Annotated in this window: 13 protein-coding genes; 11 read left to right on the top strand and 2 right to left on the bottom strand. The window is 41.7% G+C overall.

Annotated elements, in window-relative coordinates:
• Positions 1–148: 148 nt before the first annotated feature.
• The 10 genes from AB5627_RS08250 (at position 149) to AB5627_RS08205 (ending at position 11,130) form a co-directional block, all read left to right on the top strand.
• Positions 149–805 (top strand): hypothetical protein, encoded by a 657-nt coding sequence (locus AB5627_RS08250; protein WP_117891569.1) that lies wholly within the window; start codon positions 149–151, stop codon positions 803–805.
• 67 nt (positions 806–872) lie between these two features.
• The gene (gene clpB / locus AB5627_RS08245) at positions 873–3,494 is read left to right on the top strand and encodes an ATP-dependent chaperone ClpB (protein WP_368369787.1); all 2,622 of its coding nucleotides are present in this window, start codon (positions 873–875) and stop codon (positions 3,492–3,494) included.
• Between the two features lie 250 nt (positions 3,495–3,744).
• Positions 3,745–6,087: a VWA domain-containing protein gene (locus AB5627_RS08240; protein WP_337670540.1), complete on the top strand. Its 2,343-nt coding sequence runs from the start codon at positions 3,745–3,747 to the stop codon at positions 6,085–6,087.
• 104 nt (positions 6,088–6,191) lie between these two features.
• On the top strand, positions 6,192–6,476 hold the full coding sequence (locus AB5627_RS08235) for a transposase (protein WP_022288266.1): 285 nt from the start codon (positions 6,192–6,194) through the stop codon (positions 6,474–6,476).
• A 34-nt stretch (positions 6,477–6,510) separates the two neighbouring features.
• Positions 6,511–6,708 (top strand): hypothetical protein, encoded by a 198-nt coding sequence (locus tag AB5627_RS08230; RefSeq protein ID WP_265290660.1) that lies wholly within the window; start codon positions 6,511–6,513, stop codon positions 6,706–6,708.
• Positions 6,709–6,909: 201 nt separating this feature from the next.
• Positions 6,910–7,623 carry a lantibiotic protection ABC transporter ATP-binding protein gene (locus AB5627_RS08225; protein WP_117891566.1) on the top strand — a complete coding sequence of 238 codons (714 nt, stop codon included), beginning with the start codon at positions 6,910–6,912 and terminating at the stop codon, positions 7,621–7,623.
• Positions 7,616–8,347 (top strand): lantibiotic immunity ABC transporter MutE/EpiE family permease subunit, encoded by a 732-nt coding sequence (locus AB5627_RS08220; protein ID WP_117891565.1) that lies wholly within the window; start codon positions 7,616–7,618, stop codon positions 8,345–8,347. The genes AB5627_RS08225 and AB5627_RS08220 overlap by 8 nt, the downstream gene beginning before the upstream one ends.
• Before the next feature lies 1 nt (position 8,348).
• Positions 8,349–9,089 (top strand): lantibiotic immunity ABC transporter MutG family permease subunit, encoded by a 741-nt coding sequence (locus AB5627_RS08215; RefSeq protein WP_005330844.1) that lies wholly within the window; start codon positions 8,349–8,351, stop codon positions 9,087–9,089.
• Positions 9,090–9,103: 14 nt separating this feature from the next.
• A complete protein-coding gene (locus AB5627_RS08210; RefSeq protein ID WP_072521435.1) occupies positions 9,104–9,766 on the top strand; it encodes a response regulator transcription factor in 663 nt (220 codons plus the stop codon).
• The gene (locus tag AB5627_RS08205) at positions 9,754–11,130 is read left to right on the top strand and encodes a sensor histidine kinase (protein WP_368369786.1); all 1,377 of its coding nucleotides are present in this window, start codon (positions 9,754–9,756) and stop codon (positions 11,128–11,130) included. The genes AB5627_RS08210 and AB5627_RS08205 overlap by 13 nt, the downstream gene beginning before the upstream one ends.
• 362 nt (positions 11,131–11,492) lie before the next feature.
• Here the strand turns inward: AB5627_RS08205 and AB5627_RS08200 are convergent, their stop codons facing one another.
• Positions 11,493–11,693 carry a helix-turn-helix transcriptional regulator gene (locus AB5627_RS08200; RefSeq protein WP_265290659.1) on the bottom strand — a complete coding sequence of 67 codons (201 nt, stop codon included), beginning with the start codon at positions 11,691–11,693 and terminating at the stop codon, positions 11,493–11,495.
• A 246-nt stretch (positions 11,694–11,939) separates the two neighbouring features.
• Positions 11,940–12,467 (bottom strand): nitroreductase, encoded by a 528-nt coding sequence (locus AB5627_RS08195; protein ID WP_022287331.1) that lies wholly within the window; start codon positions 12,465–12,467, stop codon positions 11,940–11,942.
• A gap of 704 nt (positions 12,468–13,171) precedes the next feature.
• Here AB5627_RS08195 and AB5627_RS08190 point away from each other — a divergent pair.
• Positions 13,172–14,767 (top strand): peptide chain release factor 3, encoded by a 1,596-nt coding sequence (locus AB5627_RS08190; RefSeq protein ID WP_022287650.1) that lies wholly within the window; start codon positions 13,172–13,174, stop codon positions 14,765–14,767.
• The last annotated feature ends 72 nt before the right edge of the window (positions 14,768–14,839 follow it).

Genomic DNA, 14,839 nt, shown 5'->3' with positions numbered 1-14,839 from the left:
GCAGAACATACATTCTATTGTGCATCTATATAATTCGTAATTAAAATTATATAATCCTATTGACAAATTATTAGAATGTGGTATAATAAGTACAGTGATAAAAGGCGACGCCATATGGGAACGCCTTAAAGAAAGGAATGAGAGCAAAGTGAACAAGAGCGTGTATAGTCTGGTGCTTGCAGACGATGTGGTGGAGGCTATCGACAGATTGGCATATTCCATGAATACCAGCCGTTCAAATCTGATAAATCAGATTTTGGCAGAGCGTGTTCAGCTTCTCACCCCTGAAAAAAGAATGCGTGAGATATTCTCTAAAATAGAACAGCTTATGGACAGCAGGTTTCAGACCCTTAATCAGCCCTCTGACGCTATGATGTCTATAAAAAGTCCTTTGAGATATAAATATAAGCCGACCATACGATACAGCATAGAGCTGAGCCGAGATTTTCACGGAAAGGTGGGTAGGCTGAAAGTATCTTTCAGAACTCAGAGCACACAGCTCATTTCAATGCTTGACAGCTTTTTTAAGCTGTGGGCAAGGCTCGAGGAAAAATATCTTTCGTATCTTTTCACTACTGGCGTGCCTTATGAAACAGCCGAGGGCAGATTTACAAGAGATTTTTACGCACCGCCTCAGTCGGAGCTGACCGACGAGGATATAGCGAACGCTATCGGTGATTATATAAGCTGTATGGACAGCTGTATTCAGCTTTACTTTGACAACGCCGCAGAACCTGAAACGGCGGCAAGAAAGGTATCTGAAATGTATGAAAGATATCTGAAAAAAGGCGTTGTCGTTCTTTAAACGGTGGGCGGAGCATTCCGCCTGCTGTGAGCATATATCTTTTTAAGATGATAAGGGAGGTAATTTTATGAACGCTCAGAAATTGACACAGAAATCATTGGAAGCTTTGCAGGAAGCGCAGAGCATTGCCTCAAGAAACTCAAATCAGGCTGTTGACCAGCAGCACCTTATGCTGGCTTTGCTTTCACAGGAAAACGGTCTTGTGCCGCAGCTTTTTGTAAAAATGGATATCGCCCCTGAAAATATAGAGGCGGCTCTTACAAGATCAGTTGACGATATACCTAAGGTACAGGTAGGCGGACGTGCACAGGACTCTGTATACATTTCAAGCGACCTTGACAAGGCTTTTGCGGAAGCCGAATCGGAAGCTTCAAGAATGAAGGACGAGTATGTTTCAGTAGAGCATCTTGTTATGGGCATAATGGACAGCCCTAACAGTGCAGTAAAAGAGATTTTCAAGACCTTTGGGGTAACAAAAACAAAGTTTCTGAAAGTTCTTCAAGCTGTAAGAGGAAACGCTCAGGTAACGAGCCAGAACCCTGAGGAAACATATGACGTGCTGAAAAAGTACGGTCAGGATCTTGTGGAGCTTGCAAGACAGAACAAGCTTGACCCTGTTATCGGCAGAGACAGCGAGATAAGAAACGTTATAAGGATACTTTCAAGAAAAACAAAGAACAATCCTTGCCTTATTGGTGAGCCTGGCGTTGGTAAGACCGCCATTGCGGAGGGCCTTGCTCAGCGTATCGTCAGCGGAGATGTTCCTGACAGCCTGAAAGACAGACAGGTTTTCTCACTTGATATGGGTGCGCTTATCGCAGGCGCAAAATACAGAGGCGAGTTTGAGGAAAGATTTAAGGCTGTCGTTGAGGAGATAAAGAAGTCTGAGGGCAGGATAATCCTCTTTATAGATGAGCTTCACAATATCGTTGGCGCAGGCAAGTCAGACGGCGCAATGGACGCAGGCAACTTGCTGAAACCTATGCTTGCAAGGGGCGAACTCCATTGTATCGGTGCAACGACTCTTAACGAGTACCGTCAGTATATCGAAAAGGACGCCGCTCTTGAAAGACGTTTCCAGCCTGTTATGGTAGACGAGCCGACCGTTGAGGACACTATCTCTATACTTCGTGGACTTAAAGAAAGATACGAAGTATTTCACGGCGTAAAAATTCAGGATCAGGCGCTTATTGCGGCGGCTGTTCTTTCAAACAGATATATCACAGACAGATTTCTCCCTGATAAGGCTATCGACCTTGTGGACGAAGCCTGCGCACTCATCAGAACGGAAATGGACTCAATGCCTACAGAGCTTGATGAGATAAGACGTAAGATACTCCAGCACGAGATAGAGGAAACTGTCCTTAAAAAGGAAACTGATAAGCTTGCAGTTGAACATCTCCATGAGGTGCAGAAAGAGCTTTCAGAAATGCGTGAGCAGTTCAATGAAATGAAAGCTAAATGGGAGAATGAGAAGTCTGCTATCTCTAAGGTGCAGAAGCTCCGTGAGGATATCGAGCAATGCTCAAAGGATATCGAGAGAGCAGAGCGTGAATATGACCTTAACAAGCTTGCAGAGCTGAAATACGGCAGAATGGCTGACTTGCAGAAGCAGCTTGCCGAGGAAGAAGAAAAGGCAGAGAAGTCAAAGACAAAGAACACTCTGCTAAGAGATAAGGTAACAGAGGAAGAGATCGCAAGGATAATCTGCCGCTGGACAGGTATCCCTGTTGCAAAGCTTATGGAGGGCGAGCGTGAGAAGCTTCTCCACCTGCCTGATATCCTCCACGAGAGAGTTATCGGTCAGGACGAAGCCGTTGAGCGTGTGTCTGAGGCTATCATGAGATCTCGTGCCGGTATCGCAAATCCAAATCAGCCGATAGGTTCGTTCCTGTTCCTTGGTCCTACAGGCGTTGGTAAAACAGAGCTTGCAAAAACTCTTGCGCAGGCATTGTTTGACGACGAGAACAATATCGTTCGTATAGATATGTCGGAGTACATGGAGAAATTCAGCGTAAGCCGTCTTATCGGAGCGCCTCCGGGATATGTAGGCTATGAGGAGGGCGGTCAGCTCACCGAGGCTGTAAGAAGAAAGCCTTATTCAGTAGTTCTTCTTGACGAGATTGAAAAGGCTCACCCTGACGTTTTCAATATCCTTTTGCAGGTGCTTGACGACGGACGTATCACAGACTCACAGGGCAGAACGGTTGACTTCAAGAACACTATCATAATCCTCACTTCAAACCTTGGTTCTCCTTATATCCTTGAGGGTATCACACCTGAGGGCGAGATATCTCAGGAAGCAAGGGACAAGGTGGACGCTCTGCTGAAACAGCAGTTCAGACCTGAGTTTCTTAACAGACTTGACGATATAATCTACTACAAGCCTCTTATGAAGACGGAGATATACAAGATAGTTGACCTTATGCTTGCAGAGCTTGGCAAGCGTCTTGAAGACAAGAGGCTCAGCATAGAGGTAACAGACGCCGCTAAGGAAGCTATCGTAAATCAGGGCTACGATCAGAACTTCGGTGCAAGACCTCTCAAGAGGTTTATCCAAAGACGTATCGAAACTCTTATTGCAAAGAAGATCATTGCAGACGAGCTTGAGCCTGATTCTATCTTGCAGGTAGATTATGACAAGGACTTCGTTGTGAACGTTATTTATAATACTGTTACAGAAGAGTGATAGTATTATGCCAAAGGGCAGTTCCGAGAGGAGCTGCCCTTTTTTGTGGAAAAAGAAGGTTTTAATTTATTTTAGGTTAATAATAAAAGAATTATCTTGTTAATGTTTTGGTAAGATATACTGTTTGTAAACAAAAAAGAACAGTTTATTTTGTGAATTATTCTAGGCTATTTTGCTTGCAAATGAGATACATATATGCTAAAATATTAATATCGTGAAATATGTGATCTGATAAGGGGAATTAATATTTATGAAAGCAAATTTTTCTGATACGAATGATTTTGTTCAGAGCATGAACAGAGGAAAGCGCAAAAAGAAGATAGCATTGCTGGTGCTGTGTATAGTGCTTGCGTTCCTTGTGGCTGCCTGTGTTGTCGTGGGTCTGAAAATAAGGGAAAATAACCGTATCGCCATGGCGAAATCGGTCATAACAAAGCTTGATATAAGCACTACCTTCAAGGAGTCGGAGTTTTCTGACGATCAGGACTGGGACGGTGACGGCATAAAGAATGCCGATGAGGTACGTCATGGCACTAATCTTCAAAGCGAGGATACTGACAATGACGGAATAAGCGACGGCGATGAGATAAAGCTAGGCACGAACCCTATTGAAGCCGATACTGACGGTGACGGTCTTCTTGACGGCTATGAGCTTATGGCAGGCACAAATCCGAGAGAGTCAAAGTCTGACGGAAAGACCAATGACGCTGAAAGAGAGCTTACAGTGGAAAAAAATGCAGGGGACTGCCGCCTTGAAATAAAGGGCGATGCAAACGCTGCCAGTGCGACCCTCGTTGAGCTTGACCTCTTTGGTATCTCTTCAAATGCAAGTATCGTCACAAAGGCTTATGACGCTTATTCTGACTATAAGTTCAACTCGGCAAAGATAACTTTTGATATCGACTCTGCAAAGTTGAGCAAAATGGGATATTCATTTGATGACCTTACAGTGCTGAGATTTGATTCACGCTCGACCCTTTACACAAAGGTGGATTCAAAGGCAGACAAGAGCAAAAAGACAGTTTCTGCTTCTCTTACAGAGCTTGGCACTTATGTGGTAGGAGTTGAGAAAACTGTAAACGATGAAGCCACAACAAGGATCTGCTTCCTCGTTGATAACTCCGGCTCTATGTATCCAAAGGAGCAGTGTGTAACTTCTTCTGAGAATGATGTTGACTTCAAGCGTCTTGAATTTGCAAAGAATCTTATCGACAAGTTTGAGAGCCACTATCAGGTCGGCATTTGCAAGTTCACAGGAAGCTACAAAAAGATGGTAGACTTCACTGATGATAAGACGAAGCTTACGGAAGCTCTCGATAAGATAAAGTCTGAAAAAGAGATATTTAACGGCACTCACAGCCAGACGGCTCTTAAAAAGTGCATGGACGAGTTCAAGGCAACTTCCGGTGGAAAATACAGAAATATCATCGTGATGCTCACAGACGGCGAGTCTGACGAGTTTAATCCTGCAAGCGTTTCAAGCCTTGCAAATACTGCAAAGGATAAGGACATAATCGTTCTCACAGTTGGTCTTGGCAGAGATGTTGACAGAGATTGGCTTCAGGAGCTTGCTTATTCCACAGGCGGAAAGTATTACTCAGCTTCCGACGCAAACGCCCTTAATGACGTTTACAAGCAGATAGTTACTACACTGAACTACGATATCGTTACATACACGAACGCTGATGATAACGTAAGAGGTTATTCACTCTACAACACAGGCTTTGACCCAAAGGTGAACGGCTTCTCATTCAAGAATTTCAGAACAACAACTACCGCAAGTGTTGACTTCGGCATGGCTGTTATGGCAAGAGATTGGTATCTCGGAAATGTAAAGACTTCTCTTGGGGATATCACTCCGTCAGATAAGAGCGACATAAAGGTCAATGCCGCAGGCTATGACATAAGCGGAACAGACTTTGGTAAACAGTATGACGAAAGAGTGCCGCTTAGCAAGATAACCTCAGACCTTTTTGCGGGCACATATTCAGACGTTACAAAGTATCTCGACTATTCCTGCACAGGGGATATTCTCACCCTTAATGATGACTATAAGTATGACAGCAAGAACAAGGGCTGGGTAAAGGACGTTACGAAAATATCAGGCGGCAATCTCCGCTGGAAAAAGGTAGAGCTGCTTGATATGGATATAGCAAACGGCATTGAAAAAATAAAGGGTGGCTATTCCTCAAATGACGCAGAGTTCGCAAAGGCACTCTACAGACTTAACGCCCTCCAGTGGGACGATTCTTCGTCAGAGTATAACCTTAACAACGACAGTAAGGGCTTTGAAAAGCTTGAAGACCAGCTCAGCCTTGGCATACCGGTTGTTACAACTATAGACGATACTCATACAGTGAACGCTATCGGACTTATTCAGGATTCTGATTGCCACAGAAAATATATCCTTCAGATATATGACAACAACTATCCTGGGGAAACAAAACAGCTTTATATCCAGAAGCTTCCGAAGTGCAAGCTCAAGATAGACAGCAATGGCAAGGCGACAGTTGTTGGCACAACGTTCGAGTATTCTGCAACATATGAGGGCAAGCAGGTCGGCATAGAATTTTCTGACGTGACAGCTCATTAATAAGAACAAAAAACGGAACGGCTTTTGAAATGCTCCCCTTTTGTTAGACAATGTGGTATAATAGAAATATACCAATAAAAAATCTAACGAAAGGGGGCATTTTTATGCCAAAAGGAAAGCCGAACAAAAGATACACACCGGAATTCAAAATCAAAGTAGTGGAAACAATGCACAGAGAAAAGTTAAGCTATCGTGAAACTGCACGTCAATTTGACATATGCTATCATGATAGAGTAGCAGCATGGGAACAATCTGTATTGCACCGGAGCTTAAAAGGAAGGGGTAAGGAAAGATTTCACTGGATTATTCTCTGGAAAAAGCAAAAGAGCTTGGATGCGGAGCAGTATGCTTTGAAGGAAATATTGATTTTTATGGAAAAGCGGATTTAAACAGGCAAGCGAGTTTGGCATCCGCTATCATGGATTGCCGGAAGGCGAGGATGCATCTTTCTTTCTGTGCAAAGAACTGATACCGGGATATCTTAATGGAATTACAGGAGAGTATGCACCTTCGGCAGGGTATCTGGTAAATGAAAAGGAAGCAGAGGCATTTGATAGAGAGTTCCCGTATATGGAGAAGAAAAAACTTCCGGGACAGATTTTTGAAGGAGATATTCTGTAAATTAGGACTTCGTATTTGTAACAGCTTTGCTGATTTCAGTGGAAAGCCGAGTTCTGATAATGATATTCAATTGATGGTTTATTCCATACGAGAATAAAAATAGAGTAGACGAATTATTTAGCAATCTTCATCAAATCTTTATTTTTTTCTGTTAGGTTATATTTCAGTAAGAAATGAAATATGGAAGGAAGGATAATAAAGATGGAAATGATGTTGCAGACACAAAATTTGTGTAAATATTTTAGAAAGCAGAAAGCGGTAAATAATGTTTCACTTAATATCGAAAAGGGACAGATTTATGGACTGCTTGGACCGAATGGCGCTGGTAAATCTACCACATTGAAAATGCTGACCGGTATGATGAAACCAACTGCAGGAAAGATTTACTTTGATGGAAAACTTTTGGATAGGAAAGATTTATCAAAAATAGGAGCGTTAATTGAAAATCCGCCTATTTATGAAAATCTTTCCGCCAGAGAGAATTTGAAGGTAAGACAATTATTGCTTGGTACAGATGAAAACAGAATTGATGAGGTCTTGCAGATTGTATCACTTACAAACACCGGAAAGAAGAAAGCAGGACAGTTTTCTTTGGGAATGAAGCAAAGACTAGGCATTGCAATGGCATTGCTTGGAGAACCGGAACTTTTGATATTGGATGAACCTACAAATGGATTAGATCCAATAGGCATCGAGGAATTACGAGAGCTGATCCGGTCTTTTCCGGAACAGGAAATCACTGTAATTCTCTCCAGTCATATTCTCTCAGAGGTACAGTTACTTGCAGATAAAGTCGGGATTATTTCAGGTGGAATCTTAGGATACGAAGGAGCATTAAAGCAGGGAGATAATCTTGAAGATTTGTTTATGAATGTGGTAAGAAAAAACCAGAAAGCAGGTGAAATCCATGGTTAATATTATAAAAGCAGAACATCAAAAAGCCAAAAGAACCATGCGAAAAAAGTTTATCTGGGGATTTCCTCTTCTTACATTTGTCATGGCATTTATATTTACTCTTGGGATGACAAATGCTTATGCAGAAAGTGTTTGGAACTGGTGGTATACACTTTTGCTGCCGGGGATGATTGCTCTATTTTGTTATCTTTCTGTGGCGCAGGAGAAAAAGATAAAATACTATCATTTAATGACTATTCCCACAGACAGAAGAAAATTGTTGCTGGGAAAAATTATTTATATTGGGTACATGATTTTGTTTTCTAATGTGATTGTGTTTGCAGGAGCAACGCTTGGAGGCTTTCTTCTAACGACACATGTTCCAGTTGGAGGAGCGTTGATTGCAGTATTGTTTCTGACGGTTTCTGAGTTATGGGAGATTCCGGTAGCTTTATTTTTAAGTGAACGATTTGGAATGATTGTAAACCTGTTCGTCTGCCTATTTATTACCGTCAGCGGTGTGATAATATCACAAACCAGAATCTGGTATGCGCTTGTTTCTGCAATCCCTATGCGAATGATGTGCCCGTTGCTTCATGTTTTACCAAATGGACTTGCCGCAGAAGCAGGGAATCCTCTTTTGGATACGGGAGTCATTGTTCCGGGAATGTGTCTCTCAATCATCTGGTTTGTTTTTGTAACGGTTCTGTTTTTGAAATGGTTTGAGAGAAGAGAGGTGAAATAAGATGATTGGAAGATCTCTTAATGCAGACTTGCGAAAGATGAAAGGAACATCTGTGATTCTGGCACACTTACTGATTCCGATTATAACCAGCGTTATATTTTTAATATATTACTTTTTTTCACCATGGAATGAAAATATGAAAGTGATTGCATTTTATCAGGCAATAGGAGCAGGACTTCCGGTACTTATTGGAATTTTTACAGCAAGTGTGATGGAACAGGAACAAAATGCAGGTGATTTTCAAAATCTGTTGTCTTTACCGGATAAACCTGCAGCATTTTTATCGAAACTGTTGATGCTACTGGTTTTGTGTCTGTGCTCTATCCTATTGACAGCAATCATATTCGGAATTGGATTTGGAAGAATCGCATCAAGCGATATCGAAATCATGAAAGGATGTATATTTGCAGCATTGCTGCTGTGGGGAAGCAGTGTTCCACTTTATCTGTGGCAGCTGATTCTGGCTTTTCAGTTTGGAAAAGGGGTATCCATTGGAGCAGGGATTATATCAGGACTAATTAGTGCATTGATGCTTACCGGACTTGGAGATTATGTGTGGAAATATGTATTTGTCTGCTGGACGGGTAGAGTACCATATACTTATCTGCAATCTGTATTGGGAGAAACTAGTGTAGGTGAATGGTTGTCATTCATACCAGGTTGCTTAATATTTACAGGGATTAGTATGGTATACTATTTTTGGTGGGTAAACCACTGGGAAGGAAACAGAATATCGGAATAGAATCGAGGGAAACTATGGCAAAAATACTGGCAGTTGATGATGAACCGGCAATTCTGGAAATGATAGAAAGCATTTTGAATAAGGATGGACATCTGGTTACCAAAGTAAGTAATCCGCTGAAACTTAATATGGAAGAATTACATCGTTATGACCTGATTTTACTTGACATTATGATGCCTGGAATGGACGGCTTTGAATTATGCAAAAGAATCAGGGCACTTGTGGATTGTCCGATTTTGTTTCTTACCGCAAAAACGGAGGAAAAAAGTCTGGTGAACGGACTTTCGTTGGGAGCAGATGATTATATTTCAAAGCCATTTGGAGTGATGGAACTTCGGGCAAGGATTCATGCACATCTTAGAAGAGAGCACAGGGAACATTCTGTCCGGATGGTTTTGGGGAGGGTCTGTATTCAAATATCTCAAAAGAAACTATTGGTTGATGATAAGGAACTTCCTCTTACGAAAGCGGAGTACGAAATTTGTGAATTCCTGGCTAAAAACAGGGGACAGGTTTTCTCGAAAGAACAGATTTTAGAAGAGGTCTTTGGTTTTGACAGTGAGAGTAATGACAGTACCATTATCACGCATATCAAAAATATAAGAGCAAAATTTGCGGATTATGATTATACACCGATAAAAACAGTCTGGGGGATTGGATATAAATGGGAAGAGTAAAGAGAAGCAATGCACTCAGCTGGATTTTTATGAGATATGTACTGGTCATGCTTGGATCATTAGTAGGTTTGGTGATTGTTGCTTGGCTGCTGCTGTACCTTTTGATTAGTGTGGGCTGTATCTATCCGGCGAATTATGCAGAGCAAAAGATTAATGAAGCATATGATACGATTTTACGTGCGGATAAAGTAACTGCTGAGATGATTCCTGCACTTTGTGATTATGTAATCTTTTCAGAGAATGGAGAGAAAATAGGTGGAGATCTGTCAGAACAATACGAACAGATAGCATGGAATGTTGCAAAGTACGGAAACGCATCCGGGAAATATTTTTATAAAGTAATTGTAAGGGAAAATGAATATGTTGTATTGCAATATCGCCTGACACCTCAATATCATTCAGCTTTTTTGAGGGAGCATTTTATAGGACCACAGAATGCGATGAGTATTATGTCAGTGATTGGAGCGGTAGCGATTATCATCATTCCGTCCATACGTTTTGGAAAAAGAATCAAAAAGCAGATGCAGCCTGTATTAGACGCAATCAGACAAATAAAGGATCAAAATCTGGAATATGAGACATCCTGTTCCGGTATCAAAGAGTTTGATGACTGTTTATCGGCAATCGATGATATGCGAGATGCATTGCGAGAATCTTTAGAAAAGCAGTGGAAAACAGAGCAGGAAAAGAAACAACAGATGTCTGCTTTGGCGCATGATATTAAAACACCTCTTACGATTGTACGGGGAAATGCAGAACTACTTTCAGAGACTGAACTGACCACAGAACAGAAGAATAATATCACTTATGTTTTGAACGGCACAACACAGATACAAAGTTATGTAAAACAGTTGATAGATGTCACAAAATCATGGAATTGCAGTGATGTTACCTATACAACGGTGAGGTTAGAAGATTTTTTCGCAGATATAAAGGAACAGGCACTCGGACTGGTAGAAATCTATCACCAGAAAATAGATTGGAAGGCGGGACAAAGTGATAAAAAGGTAACGATTGCTTATGATCCAATGTTCCGGGCCGTAATGAATATGATTCAGAATGCAGTGGAGCATACAAAAGAAAATGGAATCATTTATATTGACGCAAAGGAGCAGGATGGCCGGCTGACATTCATTGTGGAGGATAGCGGATCAGGATTTACAAAAGAAGCATTATTGCATGGCACAGAGCAGTTTTTTATGGATGACACAAGTAGAAATGGCGAAGCCCATTATGGGATGGGACTATTTTTTGCAAAAACTGTGGCTGAAAAATATGGTGGAGGTATTAAACTTTCAAATTCTGAAAATACAGGTGGGGCGAGGGTAGAAATATTTTTCATGAGTAGTCAAGAAACAAGCTAAATAGACCGCAATTAAGCTATGTAAAAGAAATTTTACATGCTTTTATCTAATATGTAAAAGCCTTTTGATAGACATTACTACTACGTTTGCTGTAATCTCATGGAAGAAGGAGGCATACAGAATTATGATAGCTGATAAAATTAAAAATGCTCGTACTATTCTTTATTACATAACTATCATTATAGTTGGGATTATATGCACATATAAGAAGAGAATAATATAACTTTTGTTATGATATCAAATGATTTTTTCATTTAATATAACATTGCATTGGATGAAAAAATGTGTTTGGAGATGAAAACATAATCGAATTGAAGGTTGACGATTCAAACATAAAAAGAGCTGGGTGGCATCTACCCAGCTCAATCTTCTACATGGAAGACATCTTCCACCAATAAATTAAAGTATTTAGAAATCCGTAGCATAAACTCGGCAGATGGGGTGCTGTCCCCACGTTCTATCCTGCCGACAGTTTTGGTGCTGAATCCGATAGCAACGGCAAGGTCATCTTGGTAAATGCCACGCTGTTCTCGGATTTCTCGGATATTATTGGTAACCGCCATAAAAATCCCTTCTTTCAGTTCTATAGAATTTTCTTATTGTCAATTATGCAAAATGATGTGTCCGATAAAAAGGACTTGCAATTTTATCGGTAATGTCCTGTAATAGCAGAAGCATCAGATTTTCCAAGAACTTTTCCAAATATGTCTAAGCGGTCATTTTCACTAACCTTGATAGGTGCATACTTTTCATTAAGCGAGATAAGGAAGATTGAAATGCTCCGTTTTTTGTTAGATAGTTTGTCAGGATTATTTGATATAGTATACCCAATTGTCTTTTCTCTCGTGACCCTCGGGATATTCACCCTCAGTGTAGCCGAGTGCGCAGTGACCGATGCCCTCGTATTCGCCCTCGATGCCAAGGCTGCGGAGGATCTCCTTGCCTTCTTCAGACTCAAATTCTTCCTTTGCACGATGTATCCAGCAGCTTCCAACGCCCTCGTTGTGAGCGGCAAGCATAAGATTTCCCATAACAAGACTTCCGTCATAAATGTAAGTAGGGCAGGATTTGTCAGCTAGTACAATAAGAATAACAGGTGCACCATAGAACGGATCGAAGCCCTCATCCCAGCCGCCTATCTTTCTGTTCATCTCAGAAATTTTGTCGCGCATTTCCTTGTTGGTGACAGCAATTATAATAGGTGACTGCAAGTTTCTTCCTGTGGCGGAATAAGTTCCTGCTATTATGATGCGGTCGAGAACGTCCTGAGGTATCATGTCAGGCTTGTATTTTCGTACACTTCTTCTGGTTTTCATAAGTTCGAGCAGATCTTTCATAAAACAGCCTCCTTTGTAGGTTTGATAGTTGATTGCTTATAATTTGATTTTAGCATAGTTTGTGGAGAATGTCAACGGCTGTTTAAGTGAGAAACGAAGTTAAGTGAGGAGCGGTTTAAGTGAGGAGTGAGGAATGACATAGCCGCACAGAGTGGGGTAGCCAACACCGAGCGAAGCGAGCAAAAGGTCCAGGGGCACGCCCCTGGTCAGGGTCAAGGGGTGAAACCCATTGCAGGGTCTAGGGACAGAGTCCCTAGCGGAGTTTGAGGCAGAGCCTCATTCGGCGCAAGCCGATTAAGCGGTGCAGAGGTGAAAAGAAGAAATACAAACTAAATCACTAAACAAATAAGTATCGAAGAATAAGACCTGCACCGCTTTTGTTGTTTCCTGCACAACGTAAAATCCGCAAAGAGCGAAGCGATTTTGCGGCACGGCAAAGTAGCGTCCCCTACATGGTTTGTGAAAACATAAATAATGTGTGGATATCGCAGGAATGTATGGGCAAACAAGAAACAGGCGACCAGCGGTCGCCTCTACAAAAAATTTATCGCCGACAGGCGATACCATAATTCCTCATTTCTCATTCCTCACTCCTCATTCTACAAACGCCGCTTTCTTCATAAAAAATCTCTTGCAATTTAAGCGATACTGTGCTATACTAACAAGGTATGTTTAAAAATGCAATGAAATATGGAGGAATAATTTTGGGTAAGCTTGAAGATGAGATCAAACGCCGCCGTACTTTTGCGATAATTTCCCACCCTGACGCAGGTAAAACAACTCTTACGGAAAAATTTCTGCTCTATGGTGGTGCGATAGCTCAGGCAGGTGCTGTAAAAGGTAAAAAGAACTCCCGCCATGCTGTTTCAGACTGGATGGAAATAGAAAAACAAAGAGGTATCTCTGTTACTTCTTCTGTTATGCAGTTCCAGTATAAAAATTATTGTATAAATATCTTGGATACTCCTGGACATCAGGACTTCTCTGAGGATACCTACCGTACTCTTATGGCTGCAGACTCAGCCGTAATGGTAATAGACGCTTCAAAGGGTGTGGAAAATCAGACCAGAAAGCTTTTCAAGGTCTGCGTTATGCGCCATATCCCTATATTTACTTTCGTAAATAAAATGGATCGTGAGTCCAGAAATCCTTTTGATCTTATGGAGCAGATAGAGTCTGAGCTTGGTATCCAGACCTATCCTGTGAACTGGCCTATCGGTTCAGGCAAAGAGTTTAAGGGCGTTTATGACAGAGATAAAAAGCATATAATCTCTTTTGAGGCAAGCGGTGGACAGCATCAGGTGGCAGCTACAGAAGTCGACCTCTCCGACCCGTCACTTGACAGCCTTATCGGCGAGGATCTCCACTCAACTCTCTGCGATGATATCGAGCTTCTCGATGGCGCAAGCTATGAGTTTGATATCGAAAAGGTGAGAAAGGGTGAGCTTTCGCCTGTGTTCTTTGGCTCTGCTCTTACAAACTTCGGCGTCGAGCCGTTTTTGGAAAACTTCCTCGAAATGACAACTTCTCCTACTCCGAGAAATTCTTCTGCCGGTATCATAGATCCGTTCGACCCTGAGTTCTCGGCTTTCGTATTCAAGATACAAGCTAATATGAACAAGGCTCACCGTGACCGTATCACTTTCCTGCGTATCTGTTCGGGCAAGTTCGATAAGGATATGGAAGTTCTCCACGTTCAGGGCAATAAAAAGCTCAGACTTTCTCAGCCTCAGCAGATAATGGCTCAGGAAAGAGAGATAATCGACGAAGCCTATGCAGGAGATATAATCGGTGTGTTTGACCCAGGTATCTTCGCTATTGGCGATACGATCTGCTCGCCAAAGAAAAAGTTCGAGTTCGAGTCTATCCCGACCTTTGCACCTGAGCATTTTATGAGAGTCCGTCAGAAGGATACCCTCAAGAGAAAGCAGTTCGTAAAGGGTACAACACAGATCGCACAAGAGGGTGCGATACAGATATTCCATGAGCCTGACAGCGGTATGGAAGAAGTTATCGTGGGCGTTGTGGGCGTTCTTCAGCTTGAAGTTTTTGAATACAGAATGAAAAATGAGTACAACGTTGACCTCTTCAAAGAGGGTCTGCCTTATTCTTATATCCGCTGGATAGATAACAAGGATATCGACCCTAAGACATTGAAGCTTTCAAGTGACACAAAGCTTGTCAAGGACTTCCGTGACAACTATCTGCTTCTTTTCACAAGCGAGTGGAATATCCGCTGGGCGCTTGAAAGAAACGAGGGCCTTGAGCTTTCAGAATTTAACAGAGGCGACCTGCAATAATACAATATTGCTAAATACCCTTCCCTAAAAAGTGATAAACTGACCAAAGTGTGTGCTTTGGTCAGTTTTTTT

Source organism: Ruminococcus sp. RTP21198st1_G1_RTP21198_201120, from assembly GCF_040924265.1.
In the GTDB taxonomy this organism is placed as follows: domain Bacteria; phylum Bacillota; class Clostridia; order Oscillospirales; family Ruminococcaceae; genus Hominimerdicola; species Hominimerdicola aceti.
The sequence above is the reverse complement of the archived record's forward strand: the minus strand, read 5'-3'. Positions and strand labels throughout refer to the sequence as shown.

Excerpts from the sequence above, each read along its gene's own strand:
- AB5627_RS08195 (WP_022287331.1), bottom strand. The coding sequence starts at position 12,467 with ATGAAAGATCTGCTCGAACTTATGAAAACCAGAAGAAGTGTACGAAAA.
- AB5627_RS08205 (WP_368369786.1), top strand. The coding sequence starts at position 9,754 with ATGGGAAGAGTAAAGAGAAGCAATGCACTCAGCTGGATTTTTATGAGA.
- AB5627_RS08240 (WP_337670540.1), top strand. The coding sequence starts at position 3,745 with ATGAAAGCAAATTTTTCTGATACGAATGATTTTGTTCAGAGCATGAAC.
- AB5627_RS08220 (WP_117891565.1), top strand. The coding sequence starts at position 7,616 with ATGGTTAATATTATAAAAGCAGAACATCAAAAAGCCAAAAGAACCATG.
- AB5627_RS08225 (WP_117891566.1), top strand. The coding sequence starts at position 6,910 with ATGGAAATGATGTTGCAGACACAAAATTTGTGTAAATATTTTAGAAAG.
- clpB (WP_368369787.1), top strand. The coding sequence starts at position 873 with ATGAACGCTCAGAAATTGACACAGAAATCATTGGAAGCTTTGCAGGAA.
- AB5627_RS08200 (WP_265290659.1), bottom strand. The coding sequence starts at position 11,693 with ATGGCGGTTACCAATAATATCCGAGAAATCCGAGAACAGCGTGGCATT.
- AB5627_RS08235 (WP_022288266.1), top strand. The coding sequence starts at position 6,192 with ATGCCAAAAGGAAAGCCGAACAAAAGATACACACCGGAATTCAAAATC.
- AB5627_RS08210 (WP_072521435.1), top strand. The coding sequence starts at position 9,104 with ATGGCAAAAATACTGGCAGTTGATGATGAACCGGCAATTCTGGAAATG.
- AB5627_RS08215 (WP_005330844.1), top strand. The coding sequence starts at position 8,349 with ATGATTGGAAGATCTCTTAATGCAGACTTGCGAAAGATGAAAGGAACA.